The sequence below is a fragment of the Bradyrhizobium australiense genome (assembly GCF_013114825.1).
GTDB lineage: Bacteria > Pseudomonadota > Alphaproteobacteria > Rhizobiales > Xanthobacteraceae > Bradyrhizobium > Bradyrhizobium australiense.
The window spans coordinates 222,404-241,635 of sequence record NZ_JAAVLX010000005.1; the positions used below are offsets into that span (position 1 = coordinate 222,404).

The window sequence follows — 19,232 nt, forward strand, 5'->3', positions numbered from 1 at the left end:
CTATTTGGTCGGGACCTCTGGAATCGGCCGTCAGCTAGCTGCCGCCGTAGCTCTGCACCAAGCTACCCGCCACCAGTGACCAGCCGTCCACCAGTACGAAAAAGATTAACTTAAAAGGTAGCGACACCACGACCGGCGGCAGCATCATCATACCCATGGACATCAGCACGGATGCGACCACGAGATCGATGATCAGGAAAGGGAGGAACAGCAGGAAGCCGATTTCGAACGCGCGTTTCAATTCGGAGATCATGAAGGCCGGGACCAGAATCCGCAGCGACAGGTCTTCCGGCGTCGCCGGTGGCGGCTCGCCGGAAAGGTCCACGAACAGCTTTAGATCCTTTTCGCGGACATTCTTCTGCATGAAGCCGCGGAGCGGCACAGAGGCCTTTTGCAGCGCTTCCTCGACCCCGATCTGATTGGCGACTAGGGGCTTGATGCCGTCGTCATAGGATCTCTGCAGCACCGGGCCCATCACGAATGCGGTCAGGAACATCGCAAGCGCAATGATCACGGAGTTGGGCGGGGCGGTCGCGGTGCCCAGCGCGGTGCGCAGCAGCGACAGCACGACGACGATCCGCGTGAACGACGTCATCATGATCAGGATCGAGGGCGCGATCGACAGCACCGTCAGCAGCGCGATCAACTGGATCGCGCGCTCGGTCACCCCGCCGCCGCCCTGGCCGAGATTGATGCTGATGTCCTGCGCCAGCGCCGGATCGGCGAGCGACCCGGCGACGGTCAGGATTAAGAAGAATAAAACTCTACGCGGAGAAGTCGCCGGCCTCACGAAGGGTTCTTCGGACGGCCCAGCAATGACGCCATCTCGTCTTCGAGATTTTCGAAGCCGCTCTTCTGCGGAGCGGGTGCAGGAGGCGTGGGGGCGGGAGACTCGCTGCGAGAATTAGAGTTACGGGGAGCGGGCGGCGTTTCCGGTGCAACCGGCGGTGCCACCGGCTCGGCCGGTCTGCGCAAGGCGGCTTCAAGCCGCTGCGCCATCTCGGCGAGATTCTGGTCGGCGCTCGACGGCGCGGGGGCAGGCGGGGGCGGAGGTGCGGCGGCGCGCTCGGGTGCGCGAACCGGCGTCTCGCGGGCTACAGGAGCCTCACGCACGGGCGGTACGTCGCGGACCGACGCTGCCTCGCGGATCGGCGGCGCCTCACGGACTGGCGGTGCCTCACGCGGTACCTTGGGCAATTCGCGCTGGGGCCGCGGTATCAGCGGTTCGTTGCGGGTCAGGCGCGGCGGGGCCGGTTCGGGACGACCGCTGATCGATTCCGGCGCAAAGCCTGTCAATGGATCGCTGCGACGCTCCGGCATCGGCGGCGGCGCGGGCCGGCGGAGATCGTCTGCGAAGGAGGGACGTGCGGGGCGCGGCGGCGGCTCCGGCATTTGCGGTTCGGCGTGCTCGAAGGCGTCCGTCGATCGCAAATCGGATCTTGCCGCCTCATCGCTCCAGGCCGTATCGGGAAGCGGCGCAATCCGCGGCGGCTGCTCGCCGACGGCCGGGCGCGGCGCCATCTGATCGCGATTGGGCATTGCGCGCACGATGTTGGGTTCGACCACGATGTCGCTCGGACCGCCGATCATCAGGAGATGTTCGACATTGTCACGCCGTACCAGCACGAGACGCCGGCGGCCGTCCACGGCGGCGGCGTCGATCACGGCGAGCCGCGGCATCCGCCCGCGCTGGGTGTTGGCGCCGAGGCGGTTATTGGCGAAGCGGCGAACCAGCCATGCGGCCACGCCGATCAGCGCCAGAACGGCGATGAATGCGAAGAGGAATGTCAGTGTCTGCATTCTTTAGTCCCCGGCCACGGGCCGTTCTCTTGATGCTGGCTTCGACGAGTGCGGTCTTAGGTCTTCCTGTCCAAGCATGTTCCCCGGGAACATGATTCCCGCCACCCAGATCATGCTCCGGAAGCGATCCGCAGACGGCGAATCACGCCCGAGATCAGCCTTATTTCTTAATTCCCCGCGGCGAACGCCGCCGCCCCGTTAATTAATAGACCAAGAATCGTTTGAGCCAAAACGACTTCTGAGCGCCCTAAGCCGCGTTGGTGGCTGCTGGTTAACGCAGTTTTCGTGGCGAAAATGCGCTCGTTTCGTCGCAGCAGCCGGACATTTGCCGATCTCCGAGGTCGCCGCGAGCGATTTTAACCAGCCGTTAACCATACACCGGGCAAATTCTGCCTACCTCGGGGCGTCTGCCAAGAGGTTAACGGGGAACAGCTCGATGGCCATCAATGATCTTCCGATCCTGTCGGCGCTGCGTACCAAGATGCAGTGGCACCAGGAACGCCAGCGCGTGCTCGCCGAAAACGTATCCAATGCCAACACCCCGAATTTCAGGCCGAGCGACCTTGTCGAGCCGAAGTTCGCCAACAACGGCGCGAATATCGGCGGCGCGATAGACTCCCTCACCATGATGCGCACCAGCGCCACCCATATCGGCGTCTCCGGTGGTGGGCAGAGCTTCAGGGGTGACGGCGGCAGGAGCGGCTTCTTGACCAAGCCTGCCGGCAACTCGGTCAATCTGGAAGACCAGATGCTGAAGGTCTCGGCCAACCAGATGGATTACGCGGCGGCCACTTCGCTCTACACCCGCAGCCTCGGCCTGCTGAAAACCGCGATCGGAAAGCGCTGACGCGCCCCGATTAGGAGGACCGAATCATGGCAGATGATGGAAGCGATTTCGCCCGCTCGATGAGCATCGCGACCTCCGGCCTGCGCGCGCAGGCGGGGCGGATGCGGGTGATCTCGGAAAACATCGCCAATGCGGACTCGACCGCGCCGAGCGCAGGCGGCGATCCCTACCGCCGCAAGGTGCCGACATTTTCGTCGGTGCTCGACCGCACGCTCGACGCCCGGGTGGTGACGCTCGGCAAGATCAGGGCCGACCAGTCGGCGTTTCGCGTCAAGAACGAGCCGAGCAATCCGGCAGCGGACGCCGCCGGTAACGTCAAATATCCGAACGTCAACCCGCTGGTCGAAATGACCGACATGCGCGAGGCGCAGCGGTCCTATGAGGCCAACCTCAACATCATCAGCGCCACGCGCCGCATGATTCAACGCACCCTCGACATCCTCAAGGCCTGAACAGGAACCATAGAAAATGGCTTCACCGACCGTTGCAGCAAACGCCTACGCCGCGCTTTCGCGCATCATGGAATCCGGCGGCGCAGAGAAGGGCAGCCAGTCCACCGGCGGCCCGTCCTTCAGCGCACTACTCAAGGACGCGGTGGGAAGCGTGCTGGACGCCGGCAAGAAATCCGACGCCCAGACCATGGCGATGACTGCGGGCAAAGCTAACGTCATGGATGTGGTGACGGCGGTCGCGGAAACCGACGTCGCAGTCTCGACGCTGGTATCGGTGCGAGACCGGGTGATCCAGTCCTACGAAGATATCATGAAGATGCCGATCTGACGTCGCTTGGGAATCATCCCGGAGCGGTAGTTTCGTCATTGCGAGCGCAGTGAGCAATTCATCGAGCGCAGAAAGATGGATTGCTTCGTCGCTTCGCTCCTCCCAATGACAGTCGAAAGTTCGAACAAGGAAGCTTGCAATGACCGGTGCTGAAACCCTCGACGTGGCGCGTGATGCGATCTGGACCATCGTGGTGGTGTCGTCGCCCTTGATGGTGATTGGACTGGTGGTCGGCGTCGTGGTGTCGCTGTTCCAGGCGCTGACCCAGATCCAGGAACAGACGCTGATCTTCGTACCGAAGATTCTCGCGATCTTCGTCACGCTGCTGCTTGCCCTGCCGTTCATGGCCGATTCGCTGCACGGTCACATGATGCGGATATCGTCGCGAATCATAGGCGGTTGATGCATTGTGAATAAATGCGCGTCGACATATCGCTGCTGCCGGCCCTTGCCGCCACCTTCATGCTGGTGTTCGCCCGCGTGGGCGCCATGGTGATGCTGTTGCCGGGGTTTGGCGAGAGCAATATCCCGGTACGCATCAAGCTCGCGATCGCGCTGCTGTTGACGTTGATCATCCTGCCGCTGCACCGCACCGCCTACCAGGTCGACCTGACCTCGATGACCGCGCTCGGGGTGCTGCTGGTGCACGAGATTGCGATCGGCATCGTGCTCGGCGCCACGGCGCGCGTGACGCTGGCGGCGCTTGCGGTGGCGGGCTCGGTAATCGCCCAGCAGCTCGGCCTCGGTTTCGTTACTGCCGTCGATCCGACGCAAGGGCAGCAGGGTGTGCTGATCGGCAATTTCCTCTCCATGCTCGGCATGACGCTGCTGTTTGCCACCGACACCCATCACCTCGTCATCGCGGCGCTGAACGAGAGTTACCGGATCTTCTCGCCGGGCGAGCTGATGCCGAGCGGCGATGTGGCCGCGCTTGCCGCGCGTGCCTTCGCGACCGCATTCAAGATCGGCATACAGCTCTCCGCGCCTTTCCTGGTGTTCGGCCTCGTCTTCAATATCGGCCTTGGCGTGCTGGCGCGGCTGATGCCGGCGATGCAGGTCTATTTCGTCGGCGTGCCGCTGTCGATCATGGTGGGCTTTCTGATCTTCGCCCTCGTGCTTGCCGGAATGATGGCGACTTATCTCAATTACTTCATCGGCGTGATGCACGAGTTGACGCCGCTGAAATGAGGAGGCCAGGGTGGCCGACGATACCGACGACAAAACAGAAGACCCTACGCAAAAACGTCTCGACGATGCGCTTGCCAAGGGCGACGTCGCCAAGAGCCAGGAGGTCAACACTTGGTTCATCATCGCGGGCGGCACGCTGATATTATCGGCATTCTCGGGATCGATCGGCGGCGGCATTCTGATGCCGCTGCGCAACCTGATCGCCAATGCGGGCCAGCTTCGCACCGATGGCGCGGCGCTGCTCGCGCTCGGCAACACGCTCGGCTATGCCGTGCTCGGCGTGATCGGCGTGCCGTTGCTGATGCTGGCGCTTGCCGCGATCGCCGGCAACATGATCCAGCACCGGCTGGTGTGGTCGTCGGAATCGCTGAAACCGAAGTTCAGCAAGATATCGCCCGGCGCGGGACTGAAGCGCATCTTCGGCAAGCAGGCGGTGGCGAATTTCGCCAAGGGCCTGTTCAAGCTGATTGCGCTCGGCTCGGTCATGATGGCAGTGCTTTGGCCCGAGCGTCATCGGCTGGAATCGTTCCTGATGTTCGATCCTTCGGCGATCCTCGATGTTACCACCAATCTGACACTGCAGTTGATGGGCGCGGTGGTGGCGATGTTGGCGGCCGTCGCGATCGCCGATTACTTCTTCCAGTACCGGCAATGGTACCAGCGGCAGAAGATGTCGCTGCAGGAGATCAAGGACGAGTTCAAGCAGTCCGAAGGTGACCCCCACATCAAGGGCCGTATCCGGCAGTTGCGGGTGCAGCGAATGAAGAAGCGCATGATGGCCGCCGTTCCCAAGGCCAGCGTTGTTATCACCAACCCGACCCACTATTCGGTGGCGCTGTCCTACGATCGCGGCATGTCGGCGCCGGTCTGCGTCGCCAAGGGCGTCGACAATATCGCGTTCAAGATCCGGGAAATCGCCAAGAAGCACGACATTCCGATCGTGGAGAACGTGCCGCTAGCGCGCGCGCTCTATGCCACCGTCGATATCGACGAGGAGATTCCGGTCGAGCACTATCACGCGGTGGCCGAGATCATCGGCTACGTCATGGGTCTGAAGCGCGGGCTTGCCGCCCGGAGAATGTGAAGGGAACCGCTGGAAACTGCCTTGAAATGCCTTCAACCTGTCAAATAACCGCCTGATGGACTTGCGCTTGCCGGTCCGATTCAGGCACTCAGGAGCGGCGCGCGGACCAGCGCGTCACCTCCTTGCCGACGGGCAGTGCCTTTTCAGATGACCGCCGAAACCGACAGCCATCCGCCCACCGAGCCCTTCGCGGCCCACGAGCCGGCGCGGCGGGGCGGTAGCATCGTGCTGGTGTTGCTGGTGGCCGCCGGCATCGTCGCGGTGGCGGTGGTGCTGATGACCATCGGCCGCGCCCAGGCCCAGCCTTATATCCTCGGCGTGCTGGCCCTTTTGGCCATGGTCGGCCTGTTCAATCTGTTCGCCTTTGCCGCCGGTATCGTCCGCTTCACCGACCGCACCGCCGACGATCCCGTAATGGGCCGCATCGCCGACCACGCCTATGACGGTCTGGCGGTGACCGATCCCAAAGGCCACGTTGTCTATTCCAACGCCGCATATCAGGCGCTGACCGGAGCTGCCACGGCGCAGGACGTGCGGCCGGTCGAGCGCGTCTTCATCGGTAATCCCGACGTCTCCGAAGCCGTGTTCCGCCTGCTCAAGGCCGCCCGCGAAGGCAAGCGGCAGCAGGAGGAGGTCCGCATCGCCGGCTCCGACGGCGCGCAGGGCCGCTGGCTCCGGATGCGGGTTCGCCCGCTCGGCCAGAGCAAGCGCGAAGCAAAATACGCGGTGTGGTCGATCGCCGACATCACGCGGGACCGCGAGCGCCAGGAAGATGTGTTCCGGGAACTGCAGCACGCGATCGAATATCTCGACCACGCCCCATGCGGCTTCTTCTCTGTCGATCCGGCCGGCGACGTCATCTATGTCAACGCCACGCTGGCGAACTGGCTCGACTATGATCTCGCCGAGATCGGCTCGGGCGGGCTCAAGCTCACCGATATCGTCTCGGGTGATGGCGCCTCGCTCCTGACCTCGATCGTGGCGGTACCTGGCGAAGTCAAGACCGAAGTGTTCGACATCGACCTGCGCATGCGCAGCGGCAAGCCCATGCCGGTGCGGCTCTATCACAAGCTCGCGTTCGGCGCCGACGGCTCGCCGGGGTCGTCGCGTACGCTCGTGATCAGCCGCGCGCGCGACGAGCATTCCGACCCTGAGCGCGCCGCCGAAGTTCGCTTCATGCGGTTCTTCGACCATACGCCGATGGCGATTGCGACGGTGGACCGCGGCGGCACGGTGGTGCGCGCCAACGCCCGCTTCGCCAAGCTAGCACAGAGCCTGGGGCCGGATGGTGCGGCCAACAAGTCGATCTTCCGCACCGTTAACGCGCGCGACCGCGGCCTTTTGATCGCGGCGATCAATCAGGCGGCCGAAGGTCAGGGCGACATCGCCCCCGTCGAGGCCATGCTCGACGGCGCCAAGGAGCGCTGGGGCCAGTTCTTCGTCACCGCAGTTGAGGAGGACGAGCGCGACACCGAAGCCGCCATAGTTTATCTCTTGGAGACCACCGAGCGGCGCACGCTGGAAAACCAGATCAACCAGTCGCAGAAGATGGACATGGTCGGCCAGCTCGCCGGCGGCATCGCGCACGACTTCAACAACGTGCTGTCAGCCATCATGATGGCGAACGACTTCCTCTTGAACGCGCACAAGCCGACTGATCCGTCGTTCCAGGACATCATGCAGATCAAGCAGAACGCGACCCGCGCGGCGACGCTGGTGCGGCAACTGCTCGCGTTCTCGCGCCGCCAGACGCTGCGGCCGCAGGTGCTTGACCTCGGCGACGCACTTTCCGACCTCACCATGCTGCTGCGGCGGTTGATCGGCGAGAAGGTCAAGCTCGACCTCGTGCACGGCCGCGATCTCTGGCCGGTCAAGGTCGACGTCTCCCAGTTCGAACAGGTGGTCGTCAATCTCGCCGTCAACGCGCGCGATGCGATGCCCGATGGCGGCAAGCTGACGGTAAGGACTGCCAATGTGACGGCAGACGAAGCCGCGCAGCTCTCGCACAAGGGCATGCCGGCCGCCGATTACGTGCGGATCGATATTTCCGACACCGGTACCGGAATCCCGGCCGACATTGTCGACAAGATTTTCGAACCATTCTTCTCGACCAAGGAGGTCGGCAAGGGCACCGGACTCGGCCTCTCGACGGTGTACGGCATCGTTAAGCAGACCGGCGGCTTCGTTTACGTCGACTCGATGCCGGGCCAGGGCACCACCTTCCGTATCTTCCTGCCGCGTCACCGGCCCGAACTGGAAGCCCAGCCCGAAGCGCAGGTCACGAACGGTGCCGCGAAGGACGCTGCGGCCGAACCGCCGAAGCCGCGGACCGACCTGACCGGGCAGGGCACCATCCTTCTGGTGGAAGACGAGGACGGCTTGCGGTCGCTGAATGCGCGCGGCCTGCGTTCGCGCGGCTACAGCGTGATCGAGGCCTCCAACGGCATCGAGGCGATGGAGGCGCTCGACGAAAAGGACGGCGCGGTCGATCTCGTCGTCTCCGACGTCGTGATGCCGGAAATGGATGGCCCGACGCTGTTGCGCGAAATGCGTAAGCGCAATCCGAACCTCAAGATCATCTTCGTCTCCGGCTACGCCGAAGAGGCCTTCGACAAGAGCCTGCCGGAAAACGAGCAGTTCGCCTTCCTGCCAAAACCGTTCGCGCTCAGCGCGCTGGTCGAAAAGGTCAAGGAAACCATGACGGCGTCCTGAGCTTCGGACCCGGACAGGCAATGTCCGGGAGCGCAACGCACGGGGCTTGTCGTGCTCGCGCCGGTGGAACGGCATGTTCTGCCGGGCGGCGGGAGAAGGTGCCTGCCAGGCCCTGAAATGACCGCTAACTCCTGCCAAATCGTCACATCCCCGCGACTGAGGGCCGCAGCTGCGGTTCCCGATATTGGCTTCACTTTTAGGCAGCCGTGCCCATGTTAGGGGCGCTTCCCCAATCCTGGGAACTGAGGAAAAACACATGAGTTTCTCGCAAGGCACGCGCGGAATTATTCGAGCGCTGGCGATCGTCCTGTCCGTGGCGCTCCCGTTGGCGGTCGCGGTCTCGGAGGCTGACGCCCGCGTCGGCGGCGGTGGCAGCTCGGGTTCGCGGGGATCGCGAACCTTTTCGGCGCCCCCAAGCACGACCACGGCGCCGGGCACGGCGCAGCCCATGAACCGTACCTTTACCCAGCCGAGCAACCCCGGCGTAGGTGCGCCGGCGGCCGGCGCGGCCAGCAAGGGCGGCTTCTTCAATCGGCCCGGAATGGGCATGCTCGGTGGCCTCGCCGCCGGCTTCCTCGGCGCCGGCCTGCTCGGAATGCTGTTCGGCGGCGGTTTGTTCTCCGGCCTCGGCGGCCTGTCGTCGATCATCGGCCTGCTGCTGCAGGTCGCCCTGATCGTCATCGTGGTGCGGCTGGCGATGTCGTGGTGGCAACGCCGCCACACGCCGGCCTCCGCTTATGCCGCCGGACCTGCCGCGAGCGGACCGGCCGAAGGCCCCGGCGCCCAGACCAGCTTCCGCTCGGGGCTGGGCGGCTTCGGGCTCGGATCGAGCCAGCCGGCGCTGGAAATCCAGCCGGCCGACTATGAAGCGTTCGAGCGGCTGCTCGGCGAGATCCAGGCCGCCTGGTCGAACGAGGACGTCGCCAAGCTGCATACGCTGGCGACGCCCGAGATGGTGTCCTACTTCTCGAAGGATCTCGAGGAGAACAAGGCCCGCAACGACGTCAACAAGGTGACCGACGTCAAGCTGCTGCAGGGCGACCTCGCGGAAGCCTGGCGCGAAGGCGAAACCGATTACGCCAGTGTGGCGATGCGGTTCTCGCTGGTCGACAAGACCCTGGAGCGCACCACTGGCCGTCTGGTCGCGGGCAGCGAAGCCCCGATCGAGGCCACCGAGGTCTGGACCTTCGCCCGCCGCCGCGGCGGCGATTGGGAACTCTCGGCGATCCAGCAGACGAGCTGATTGTTCATACGTGATGACGAAGGCGCTGCGGTTCGTTCCGCAGCGCCTTTTTCTTTGTTCGCAGATAGGCACGTGTTTTCGTGGGTAGCACGTGTCCCGGACGCGGTGCTGCGTTCCTCACGCTGCACCGCATAGCCGGGACCTCGTGGGTCTGGGTCCCCGGCTCTGCGCCGCGTCACTCCGTGCCGCGCCGCTCCGGGACACGAGAAGCGTTCCTCGGTTCATTCATTTCACGATGAGGTCACCGGAATCGGAATAACGGCTGGCGCGTTGGGTTGATGACAACGAGCCAAAAACCAAAGGGAGAAAACCCAGATGAAGAATATTGCGAGGATCGTCGCTCCGGCCGGCATGACGGTCGCTCTCATGTCGGTCATCCCTGCAGCACCCGCGCAGGCGCAATCCGCCGACACCAGCTTCTTTCTGACGAGTAACGGCATCGGTAACGGCGGCAATCTCGGCGGCCTCGCCGGCGCCGACAATCATTGCCAGACGCTCGCGCAGGCGGCCGGAGCGGGCGGCAAGACCTGGCGCGCCTACCTGTCGACGCAAGCCGCCGACGGTCAGCCTGCCGTGAATGCGCGCGATCGCATCGGCAAGGGGCCGTGGAAGAATGCCAAGGGCCAGGTGGTCGCCAAGGACGTCGCCGAATTACACGGCGCCAACGGGCTGACCAAGCAGACCGCGCTCAGCGAAAAGGGCGAGGTCATCAACGGCCGCGGCGATACACCCAATCGTCACGACGTGCTAACGGGATCGCAACCGGATGGCACCGCGTTTGCGGCCGGCGAGGATCGCACCTGCAAGAACTGGACGAGTTCGACGCAAGGTGCAGCGATGGTCGGTCATTCCGATCGCATGGGCCTGCGCGACGACGACGCCTCGAAGTCCTGGAATTCCTCGCATCCCTCGCGCGGACCGGACGGCGGCTGCTCACAGGCCGACCTCAAGAGCACCGGTGGCGACGGGCTGTTCTATTGCTTCGCGACGAACTGAGTGCACGCCGTAGCCCGGATGGAGCCAACTGGTCGCGCGAACGCGCGCCCGATGACAGGCTCCGCGCAATGCGGGGGGCCAAACGTGCAGGGGTCCCGGGTTCGCTTCGCTTACCCGGGCTACGATCATGACGTGCCTCGGCCATCAGTGCTGACCCCACCGCAATTCTTGCGCAAAGGCCGCCGCCAGGCGGCCTTTTTCATTTGCGCGCATCCAGAGCGCGGCGGTTGCGCGTGACGAACGAACCGCCGGATGATTTGTTGTGTCGGTGAAACCGGCTGCGGAGGTATTCAATGCGTTATGAGCTCTATTACTGGCCAATGATTCAAGGCCGCGGCGAGTATGTCCGCCTCGCACTGGAAGAGGCGGGCGCCGGCTATACCGACGTCGCGCGCCACGGCAACGGCATGGCGGCGATGACGCGCATGATGGAAGCGGGCAAGGGAACGCCGCCCTTCGCACCGCCGTTCCTGAAGGCCGGGAAGCTTGTGATCGGGCAGACCGCCAACATCCTGCTCTATCTGGGATCGCGCCATGGGCTGGCGCCGAAAGCGGAAGCCGGCAAATTGTGGGTGCACCAATTGCAGCTCACGATCGCGGATCTGGTGCTGGAAGCTCACGACACCCATCACCCGCTCGGGCCGTCGCTGTACTATGAGGAGCAGAAGGCGCCAGCCAAGAAACGCACCGATGAGTTTTGGAAGGCGCGCGTGCCGAAATACCTCGGCTATTTCGAAGACCTGTTGCAGGCCAATGGCGGGACATATGTCACCGGCCGCCGCCTAACCTACGTCGACCTGTCGCTGTTCCAGATCGTGGAAGGCCTGCGCTACGCTTTTCCAAACCGCATGAAGGCCTTCGAGAGCGAAATTCCCGGTCTCGTCGAACTGCGCGACCGCGTTGCGGTGCGGCCGAACATCAAGGCGTATCTGGCGAGCGATCGGCGGATCCAGTTCAATGAGGAGGGGATTTTCCGGCGGTACAAGGTGCTGGATGCTTGATGCCGTTATTCCGGGATGGTCCATAGGACCAGACCCGGACTATCGAGATTCTACGATTTGCAGTTGCATCGTAGTTCGATGCTACGCATCGCCCGGAATGACGGCGTCGCCGTCACATGTTCCTTCCATCCACCGGTGTCATCTGCAGCTTCGACAGTTCGATACCATCGAAGCAGCTCACATTCACCGCCACCACGTCAGTGCCGTCGGGCTTCTTGCCGCGCGCGAAGACATCGACGCCGCAATCGACGCAGAGCTGATGGTGGATCGCGTGCTTGTTGAAGAGATATTCCTTCAGGTTTTCCTCGCCGGCGCGGAGGTGAAAGCTTTTCGGGTCGAGAAAGGTGAAATGCAGGCCCTTCTTGGTGCAGATTGAGCAGTTGCAGGCGGTGACCATCGCGAGGTCGGTGGTACATTCGAAGCGCACCTGGCCGCAATGGCAGCCGCCGGTGTAGGTCTTGCTATCGGGCATCGGTCATCCTTCTCACCAAATTCCGGGCACGAGACGATAGCGCACGCGGGCGGCGTAGTCAGCATAGCCCGCAAGCCCTTCGACCAATGCGCGCTCCTCGATGCGGGCGCGAATGGCAAACAGCACGGCGAATACCGGCGCGAGCGCCACACCCCACCACGATCCCAGGAGCAGCGGTATTCCGATGAAGTACAACATGACGGCGCTATACATGGGATGGCGGACGAAAGCGTAGGGGCCACTCGAGATCACGCGTTGGTGGCGCGCGGCCTGCACCTTCACGACCGGTGCCGCGAACGAATTCTCGCGGAAGACCCACATGATGAACGCGATCGAGAGCAAATACATCGCAAGGCCGAACGCCTGCAGCAGCAGCGGAACGTCGGAGGCGTCGGCGCGCCGGTCGAGGCCGATCGCGACGAGCCACAGCAGCAGCGCCGCGACAAATATCAGCATGAATTTCTTGTCGGCGGCAGGCTGGTCGGCCTGAAATGTCGGCCGCATGCGCTCGGCGAGCAGCGCCGGATCGGTCTTGGCAAGCCACAATCCGCAGGCCGGACCGAGGATCGCGCTGACGATCAACATCACCCACGCCCCCGGCCAGTCCAGCGAACCCGCAGCGGCGAACAATAGCGCGCCCATGCCAACGACGACGATGGTGTTCTGCAGCAGAAGTTTTGCGGTCATGCGCGGGTTCCTTGGCCCCACGCGCAACAGGATCGCGCATTTTTTCGGCAAACTTGCGGCGTCAGATGGTTGGACGAGAGAAGCAATGCGCCTCGTCTCGCTCGACCGTCATACCCGCGAAAAGCGCGTATCCAGTACGCCGTGGCCTATCGGCTCAATCGTGACGTCTCTGGAAAACTGGGTCACCCGCTGGAGCCCTTCATCGGGCGGCGCTGCGCGCCGGCCCGTTGGCGGTGACGACAACCGGTGGGTTGGCTCAAGCCAACTGGTCGACCCGCGTTCCCTGTCCGGGCGGCAGCGCGGCGAGCAGTGTCGGCTGCGGCGTACGGGTGCCGTCGGCCGGTGCACCGTTCTGCACGTCCGGCGCCTTGTCGGGCGTTTTGAGCGCACTGGTTTCAGGCGCCGGCGTCGCCAGCGGTGCGGTCACAGCAGAGACATTCATCGGAACCATCCCTATTGGTTGATTCCGAGATTGGCCGGCGCGAAGCGAAGGATTGGTGAATCCGCAACCGCCATTCGCCGGCCGCTGGCGCCCATCCTGTCCGATGGTGAACCGGGCGCTGCCGCTTTCGTTAGAATGCGATGTATCGGAGAGGCCGGCGCTACTCGTCCTTGCCGCGGGTCACCACGATCGAGGCCTCGGTCTTGGTGCGGGTGCATTCCATGTTGAGCCGGCGGAAGCGCATGGAAACCTTGTCGCCGCGCAAGATGCCCATGCGCTTGATACAGCGCGAGGAGCCGGTCGCAACGTCGGGCTTCGGAATCGTGAAAATGATGGCGCCGGCCGAGGCGATCAGTTCGAAGAATTGCGGCTTCGGCTTGCGGTCCGTCTTGGCGTAGAGCTCGTTGGAATAATTGCGGCCGCGACAGCCGAGCGACAGCTCTTTCGCCGCCGGATGCGTCAGATAGATCATGTTGCCGGTATTGACGCTGATCTTGATGCCGTCGATCTGGTTCTTCAATTCGATGGCGATATCGTTGCAACGATCAGCCTGTGCCGGCGAAGCACTGATCGCAGCGACCAGCGCCAGCATGGCGGCAAGCAAGGTCGGTTGTCGAAGTTGTGGTCCCAAAGCCATTGTGAATGCCCCTTTGCGTCAATGAAGCCGCGCGGATTTCCTGCAAGGAGCGCGCGCGGAAGTCAACTTGCTTGTCAGAAACCGTAGAGGAAGACGCTGATCCCGAAGGCGATCACGGCGAGCACATCGAACAGTGTGGGGATGCTGACCAGCAGGGTGGCGAGCCCAAGCCGCTCCTTCCGTATGGCGAGTGCGATGGCGCAGGCGCCCATCAGCGGAAACGCGATGATCTGGACCGGGGTCTGGAAGGCGGAGAGGCCGCCGAAATCCAAGCCGTGCCGCACGACGGAAGGCATGTAGTTCAGCCAGTTCATCAGTACCAGCGCGCCGAGCGCCACGATCGCATACCGCAGCCGGCCCACGGTCGCGAACGCCAGCGCCGCCAGCGCCAGCACGGGATGCGCAGCGACATAGGCCTTGATGATCGCTCCGCCGATGCCGGGGCCTGGAATCTCTGACATGTCGCCGAACAACATCGGTGCATGCGACAGCCCTTCGAAAGCTTCGATCGCGGCAATGATGATCAGAAGCAGATAAAGCCCGAGCAGCCGCGGCGGGCGGGCCGGGACAGAGGCCGCGTCGGGCACTGTAGTCGCGGAGTTCATTGCTATCGCAATCGGTTCAGGGATCATCGGAAATCTCGGATTTGTCTGAAGACGACCCGGAACGGTTCAATCGCCAATATGAGGTCGCAAGTGCCAGTTTCAGCTTCTTCTCGCGGGCAAGCAAAACCTTCCTTTTGTCCGAAAAATGCTTAGAACGGGTCTATCGCTGCGGCGCCGTTCTGGCCGCCGTCGGCTCCAACCCGAGATATCGACATGAACGCCCCGACCGCTTTTCCCGACCAAAAGCCCGTTCCACCCTACAAGCATACGCCGCTGTTTCCGCTGGGGCCGGATACCACGCCTTACAAGAAGATCACGTCCGAGGGCGTGCGGGTCGAGAAGGTGCTCGGCAAGGACATGCTGGTGGTGTCGCGCGAGGCGCTGCGGGCGCTGTCGGAAGCCGCCTTCGGCGACATCAATCACTATCTGCGCCCTGGGCATCTGAAGCAACTTCGCTCGATCCTGGAAGACAAGGAAGCCAGCGACAACGACAAGTTCGTCGCCTTCGATTTTCTGAAAAACGCCAACATCGCTGCCGGCGGCGTGCTGCCGATGTGCCAGGACACCGGCACCGCGATCATCATGGGCAAGAAGGGCTGCAACGTCATCACCGATGGCGACGACGAGGCGGCGCTCTCGGAAGGCGCGCGCGACGCCTACCTGCGTCGTAACCTGCGCTATTCGCAGGTGGCGCCGCTGTCGATGTATGAGGAAAAGAACACCGCCAACAACATGCCGGCGCAGTGCGAGATCTACGCCGAGGGTGATGATGCCTACAAATTCATGTTCATGGCCAAGGGCGGCGGAAGCGCCAACAAGAGCTTTCTGTTCCAGGCGACGCCCTCCGTTTTGACCAAAGACCGCCTGCTGGCCTTCTTGAAGGAGAAGGTGCTCACCCTCGGCACCGCGGCGTGCCCGCCATATCATCTGGCCATCGTCATCGGCGGCACCTCGGCCGAGCTTTGCATGAAGACGGTAAAACTCGCGTCCGCGCGCTATCTCGATGCGCTGCCGACCCACGGCTCGGCCGACGGCAATGCGTTCCGCGATCTCGAGATGGAGCAGGAAATTTTGAAGATGACGCAGTCGCTCGGCGTCGGCGCGCAGTTCGGCGGCAAGTACTTTTGCCACGACGTGCGCGTGATCCGGATGCCGCGCCACGGCGCCTCGCTCCCGATCGGGCTCGGCGTCTCCTGTTCGGCGGACCGCCAGGTGCTCGGCAAGATCACCAAGGACGGCGTCTATCTCGAAGAGCTCGAGCACAATCCGGCGCAGTATCTGCCTGCGGTCGAGCAGTCGCTCGGCGGCGAGGTCGTCAAGATCGACCTCAACCAGCCGATGAAGAACATTTTGGCGACGCTCTCGAAATATCCGATCAAGACCCGGGTCTCGATGACCGGCACCATGATCGTCGCGCGCGATTCCGCGCACGCCAAGCTGCGCGAGCGGCTGGAGAAGGGCGAACCGCTGCCGGATTATTTCAAGAATCATCCGGTGTATTACGCCGGCCCCGCCAAGACGCCCGATGGTTACGCATCCGGCGCGTTCGGCCCGACCACGGCGGGACGCATGGATTCCTTCGTCGACCAGTTCCAGGCGGCGGGCGGATCGATGGTGATGGTCGCCAAGGGCAACCGCGCGGTCGCGGTGCGCGAAGCCTGCAAAAAGCACGGCGGCTTCTATCTCGGTTCGATCGGCGGAGCCGCGGCAAATCTTGCCGAGCACTGCATCAAGAAGGTCGAGGTGGTGGAATATCCCGAACTCGGCATGGAAGCGATCTGGCGCATCGAGGTGGTGGATTTTCCGGCCTTCATCATCATCGATGATAAGGGCAACGACTTCTTCAAGGAATTGAATCTGGGGTGAGGGCCGATCGTTGGACGGGTTAGCCGAGGATGCGATGATCGAGTGGTTCGATGACCTGAAGATCGGCATGCGCTTCAAGAGCGAGGCGGTGACGGTGTCGAAGGAGGACATCATCCGCTTCGCATCTGAATACGATCCGCAGCCGTTTCACCTCGACGAGGAGGCCGCGAAGAAGACGATTCTCGGGGGCCTCGCGGCTTCCGGCTGGCACACGGCGGCGATTGCCATGCGGCTAGCAGCGAACAGTCGCCCGTTCGGACCGCATCCCTTGTTCGGCGCCGGTGTCGATGATCTGCGCTGGCTGAAGCCGGTGCGGCCCGGCGATACCATCCATCTCGAAGGGGAGGTGGTGGAACTGGTGCGTTCGCGATCGAAGCCGCACGGCGTCGCTCGCGTCAAATGGACCGCCTATAACCAGCAGGGCGAGGCGGTCTACACCTTTAATCCGATCGCGATCGTGCCGAGTCGCCCGAAGTGAGTGCGAGGACGTGTTGTAGGGCGATTGGCCTCGATGGATTCAGCAAAGGCTGGGTCGCTGTGCTCCTCGACGGCGACCGGCAGGAAATCTTGTTCCATCGAGATGTCACCGATGCGCTGTCGCACCCGTTCGACAGGGCAGGGATCGACATTCCGATCGGAATGACCGACGATGGTGGGCGCGACTGCGATCTGCTGGCACGAACGAAGCTGCGGCCGCATACCTCGCGTGTCTTTACGGGCGCGCGCCGCTGGCTTTGGCAGGAATTCAGCGATCCCGATGCTGCCAACGGAGAAGCGCAGCGACGCGGGCAGAAACGAGTGTCGCGCCAGCTCTGGCACCTCGGTGCGAAGATCATGGAAGTCGACGCGTTCGTGCGTGAGAATCCCTCTCGCGATGTCCGCGAGGTTCATCCCGAACTGGTGTTTTTGCGGTTGAACGGCAGCGAGCCTTTGCCTTCGAAGAAATCCACCGAGGGAATCATGCTGCGCCGCGCGCTGCTCAAGCAAGCAGGCATTCGGCGCATTGATCGCTGGTTGACCGAAGCGCGGATCGGTAGTGGCGCAAAGCCTGATGATGTACTGGATGCCTGCGCGGTCGCGATTGCGGCCTGCGAGCCTAAGGGCAGCGTCCCGGAGGGGACGCCGGCCCTTGATGCGCACCGCTTGCCGATGCAGATTTGGTTCTAGCCGACGGATTACGCCCGCGACCCTGTGAAGGGAAAGCTGCCCATTGGGCCGATGCCCATCTCGCCGGACATGCTGTCGCCGGAAACCTTGCCGGTGAAGGCAAGCGTGAGAGGCATCGGGTTGGTGATGGAGATCTTCCAGGCGACGTCGTCGCCGTTGACGGTGCCGTCAAAAATTTCACCGGAATTGCCGTCGGCGCCCTGCGTGCCCGTCAGAGCGCCACCTGCGCTCTTCAGCGAAAGCGTCGCCTTGCGCTCGCCCATCGGCGTGCTCATGGTGATAGTCCAGTTACCGTCCACAGCCATCGCTGTCTCCCCGAAATTTTCCCGGCAAGCCGGAATGGCTTGCGAGATCCGCTAAACTCGATCGGCGGTATAGCCTATCTCGCCACACAAGCCCAACTGTCTCAAGCGTCGTTTTGACGCGTGCTTCTCAGGCGCGCTGGGCGGTAGCACGGAGCCGGCTGCCAACCAGAATACGAAACGCGATGTATTGAATTGCGAAGGCTGCAATTTTGGCGCCGACCAGCACGACGGTCACGTAGAACGTCCACAGCTTCATGTCGCCGGTCATCGCAACACCGATCGTGCCGGCAGCGAGCACGAAACACAGTGCGGCCCAGGCGTAGCCCGCGTAAATGACATATTCGGGAACGGTCTGTGTCACGATGGAGGGCATGTAGCGCAACATCCAGCCGCGCTTGAGCATGATGACGCCGATTGCGAAATGCCCGATGGCGGGTTTCGCCAGCACAAAGCGCGGGTCGTGGGTCAGAAGCGTGGCGCTGCCGAGCACGATGACCAGTGCCAGGCTCGCCCACGTCATGTAGCCGAGCTCTTTGTCCTTGATGCGGGAGTAGATCACCTGCGCTATTGCGCCCGCGATCGCGACGCCTGTCGCCAGCAGCACGTTGTCGGTAGCAAGATAGATCGCGATGAACACGATGGTGGAGAAAAAATCGGCGCTCAGTCTGGCGAATACGTCCTTCATCGTCTTGCTCTCTGCTGGTCGTGTTACGGTGGAAGTCTGGTTCAGTCGGCGCCGGGAAGGGCACTCGCAGGCGGCGTACCATACTTCGCCTTACGATATAGTGGATACCATGCGGTGAAGTAGGCGGCACCGTTGCGGGCGGCGAACGCGATCACAAGTCCCGACCAGAGCGGCAAGCCCGGGACATAGATCGTCAGCACGTTGCCGATGATCATCAGTACAAACGCGGCGTTCCAGGCCCAGGTGATGAGATAGACCGCCTTCAGAAAGCCGGGCTGCCTGGCCGTCTCGGCATCGACTTCCTCAAGCGCATATTGCAAGATGAACGGCTTGCGGATGATCAGCGAAACCAGCGAGATCGCGAACACTCCGATGTCGATCGTCAGCTTGACGGCCGAATGGCTGAGATTCGGATCGACCAGGACGACGTAAGCGCCAAGCGCGGAAAATACGACGACCGAGCCCGCGCCGAGCATCTTGATCGAGCGGCCGCGATAGACGTCCACGCCGATGACGGCAAGACAGATCGCGGCTGCCACGAAGAGGCTGATCTCGGCCGAGGTCACCAGCATCAGCAGGGCGAACGAACCGAACGGGGCCAGTATCAGGAAGATGGTCATGACGGCCTCTCAAGGCAAATCTTTACAGCGTAAAGATACCGTAGGACCGGAGGGTGGAGTCGTCAAGAAGATCTTTACAGTGTCAAAATGTGGCT

At 63.0% G+C, this 19,232-nt stretch carries 23 protein-coding genes; 13 read left to right on the top strand and 10 right to left on the bottom strand.

Annotated elements, in window-relative coordinates:
- Positions 1-34 precede the first annotated feature (34 nt).
- Together fliP and HCN58_RS17210 are read right to left on the bottom strand one after the other, a co-directional pair.
- Entirely contained in the window at positions 35-790 is a 756-nt protein-coding gene (gene fliP / locus HCN58_RS17205; RefSeq protein ID WP_171580586.1) for a flagellar type III secretion system pore protein FliP, read from the bottom strand.
- Positions 787-1,800, bottom strand: a complete 1,014-nt coding sequence (locus HCN58_RS17210) for a flagellar biosynthetic protein FliO (RefSeq protein ID WP_171580587.1) — start codon at positions 1,798-1,800, stop codon at positions 787-789. Before HCN58_RS17210 ends, fliP begins: the two co-directional genes overlap by 4 nt.
- Positions 1,801-2,236: 436 nt before the next feature.
- On the opposite strand from HCN58_RS17210, the gene flgB reads away from it, so the two are divergent.
- From flgB to HCN58_RS17260, 10 genes are all read left to right on the top strand, one after another.
- The gene (flgB, locus tag HCN58_RS17215) at positions 2,237-2,647 is read left to right on the top strand and encodes a flagellar basal body rod protein FlgB (protein ID WP_171580588.1); all 411 of its coding nucleotides are present in this window, start codon (positions 2,237-2,239) and stop codon (positions 2,645-2,647) included.
- A 26-nt stretch (positions 2,648-2,673) separates the two neighbouring features.
- The gene (flgC, locus tag HCN58_RS17220; RefSeq protein ID WP_171580589.1) at positions 2,674-3,099 is read left to right on the top strand and encodes a flagellar basal body rod protein FlgC; all 426 of its coding nucleotides are present in this window, start codon (positions 2,674-2,676) and stop codon (positions 3,097-3,099) included.
- A gap of 16 nt (positions 3,100-3,115) precedes the next feature.
- Entirely contained in the window at positions 3,116-3,427 is a 312-nt protein-coding gene (gene fliE / locus HCN58_RS17225) for a flagellar hook-basal body complex protein FliE (protein ID WP_171580590.1), read from the top strand.
- A gap of 139 nt (positions 3,428-3,566) precedes the next feature.
- Positions 3,567-3,830, top strand: coding sequence for a flagellar biosynthesis protein FliQ (fliQ, locus tag HCN58_RS17230; protein WP_057860162.1), 264 nt, complete (start codon positions 3,567-3,569; stop codon positions 3,828-3,830).
- 14 nt (positions 3,831-3,844) lie between these two features.
- Positions 3,845-4,615, top strand: coding sequence for a flagellar biosynthetic protein FliR (gene fliR, locus HCN58_RS17235; protein WP_171580591.1), 771 nt, complete (start codon positions 3,845-3,847; stop codon positions 4,613-4,615).
- A 10-nt stretch (positions 4,616-4,625) separates the two neighbouring features.
- Complete coding sequence (gene flhB / locus HCN58_RS17240; protein WP_171580592.1) at positions 4,626-5,699, top strand: flagellar biosynthesis protein FlhB; 1,074 nt, start codon at positions 4,626-4,628, stop codon at positions 5,697-5,699.
- A gap of 147 nt (positions 5,700-5,846) precedes the next feature.
- Entirely contained in the window at positions 5,847-8,411 is a 2,565-nt protein-coding gene (gene cckA / locus HCN58_RS17245) for a cell cycle histidine kinase CckA (protein WP_171580593.1), read from the top strand.
- Between the two features lie 256 nt (positions 8,412-8,667).
- Entirely contained in the window at positions 8,668-9,654 is a 987-nt protein-coding gene (locus tag HCN58_RS17250; protein WP_171580594.1) for a Tim44 domain-containing protein, read from the top strand.
- Positions 9,655-10,005: 351 nt separating this feature from the next.
- Positions 10,006-10,650, top strand: a complete 645-nt coding sequence (locus HCN58_RS17255; RefSeq protein WP_376701191.1) for a lectin — start codon at positions 10,006-10,008, stop codon at positions 10,648-10,650.
- Positions 10,651-10,943: 293 nt separating this feature from the next.
- On the top strand, positions 10,944-11,651 hold the full coding sequence (locus HCN58_RS17260; RefSeq protein ID WP_171580596.1) for a glutathione S-transferase: 708 nt from the start codon (positions 10,944-10,946) through the stop codon (positions 11,649-11,651).
- 112 nt (positions 11,652-11,763) lie between these two features.
- Here the strand turns inward: HCN58_RS17260 and HCN58_RS17265 are convergent, their stop codons facing one another.
- From HCN58_RS17265 to HCN58_RS17285, 5 genes are all read right to left on the bottom strand, one after another.
- Positions 11,764-12,123, bottom strand: coding sequence for a GFA family protein (locus tag HCN58_RS17265; protein ID WP_171580597.1), 360 nt, complete (start codon positions 12,121-12,123; stop codon positions 11,764-11,766).
- Positions 12,124-12,135: 12 nt separating this feature from the next.
- Entirely contained in the window at positions 12,136-12,810 is a 675-nt protein-coding gene (locus HCN58_RS17270) for a methyltransferase family protein (RefSeq protein WP_171580598.1), read from the bottom strand.
- A gap of 256 nt (positions 12,811-13,066) precedes the next feature.
- Positions 13,067-13,252, bottom strand: coding sequence for a hypothetical protein (locus tag HCN58_RS17275; RefSeq protein WP_171580599.1), 186 nt, complete (start codon positions 13,250-13,252; stop codon positions 13,067-13,069).
- Positions 13,253-13,412: 160 nt separating this feature from the next.
- Positions 13,413-13,889: a hypothetical protein gene (locus HCN58_RS17280; protein ID WP_171580600.1), complete on the bottom strand. Its 477-nt coding sequence runs from the start codon at positions 13,887-13,889 to the stop codon at positions 13,413-13,415.
- 74 nt (positions 13,890-13,963) lie between these two features.
- Positions 13,964-14,494, bottom strand: coding sequence for a hypothetical protein (locus HCN58_RS17285; protein ID WP_171580838.1), 531 nt, complete (start codon positions 14,492-14,494; stop codon positions 13,964-13,966).
- Positions 14,495-14,707: 213 nt separating this feature from the next.
- On the opposite strand from HCN58_RS17285, the gene HCN58_RS17290 reads away from it, so the two are divergent.
- Genes HCN58_RS17290 through HCN58_RS17300 form a run of 3 tightly spaced genes read left to right on the top strand, consistent with a single transcriptional unit; the run spans position 14,708 to position 17,527 of the window.
- Complete coding sequence (locus HCN58_RS17290) at positions 14,708-16,360, top strand: fumarate hydratase (protein WP_171580601.1); 1,653 nt, start codon at positions 14,708-14,710, stop codon at positions 16,358-16,360.
- A 34-nt stretch (positions 16,361-16,394) separates the two neighbouring features.
- Positions 16,395-16,838, top strand: coding sequence for a MaoC family dehydratase (locus tag HCN58_RS17295; protein WP_171580602.1), 444 nt, complete (start codon positions 16,395-16,397; stop codon positions 16,836-16,838).
- Positions 16,835-17,527: a DUF429 domain-containing protein gene (locus HCN58_RS17300; protein WP_171580603.1), complete on the top strand. Its 693-nt coding sequence runs from the start codon at positions 16,835-16,837 to the stop codon at positions 17,525-17,527. The genes HCN58_RS17295 and HCN58_RS17300 overlap by 4 nt, the downstream gene beginning before the upstream one ends.
- A gap of 8 nt (positions 17,528-17,535) precedes the next feature.
- Here the strand turns inward: HCN58_RS17300 and HCN58_RS17305 are convergent, their stop codons facing one another.
- The 3 genes from HCN58_RS17305 to HCN58_RS17315 form a co-directional block, all read right to left on the bottom strand.
- Positions 17,536-17,832: a hypothetical protein gene (locus HCN58_RS17305; protein WP_171580604.1), complete on the bottom strand. Its 297-nt coding sequence runs from the start codon at positions 17,830-17,832 to the stop codon at positions 17,536-17,538.
- A gap of 127 nt (positions 17,833-17,959) precedes the next feature.
- Complete coding sequence (locus tag HCN58_RS17310; protein WP_171580605.1) at positions 17,960-18,517, bottom strand: inner membrane-spanning protein YciB; 558 nt, start codon at positions 18,515-18,517, stop codon at positions 17,960-17,962.
- A 41-nt stretch (positions 18,518-18,558) separates the two neighbouring features.
- On the bottom strand, positions 18,559-19,137 hold the full coding sequence (locus HCN58_RS17315) for a hypothetical protein (protein ID WP_171580606.1): 579 nt from the start codon (positions 19,135-19,137) through the stop codon (positions 18,559-18,561).
- Between the last annotated feature and the right edge of the window lie 95 nt (positions 19,138-19,232).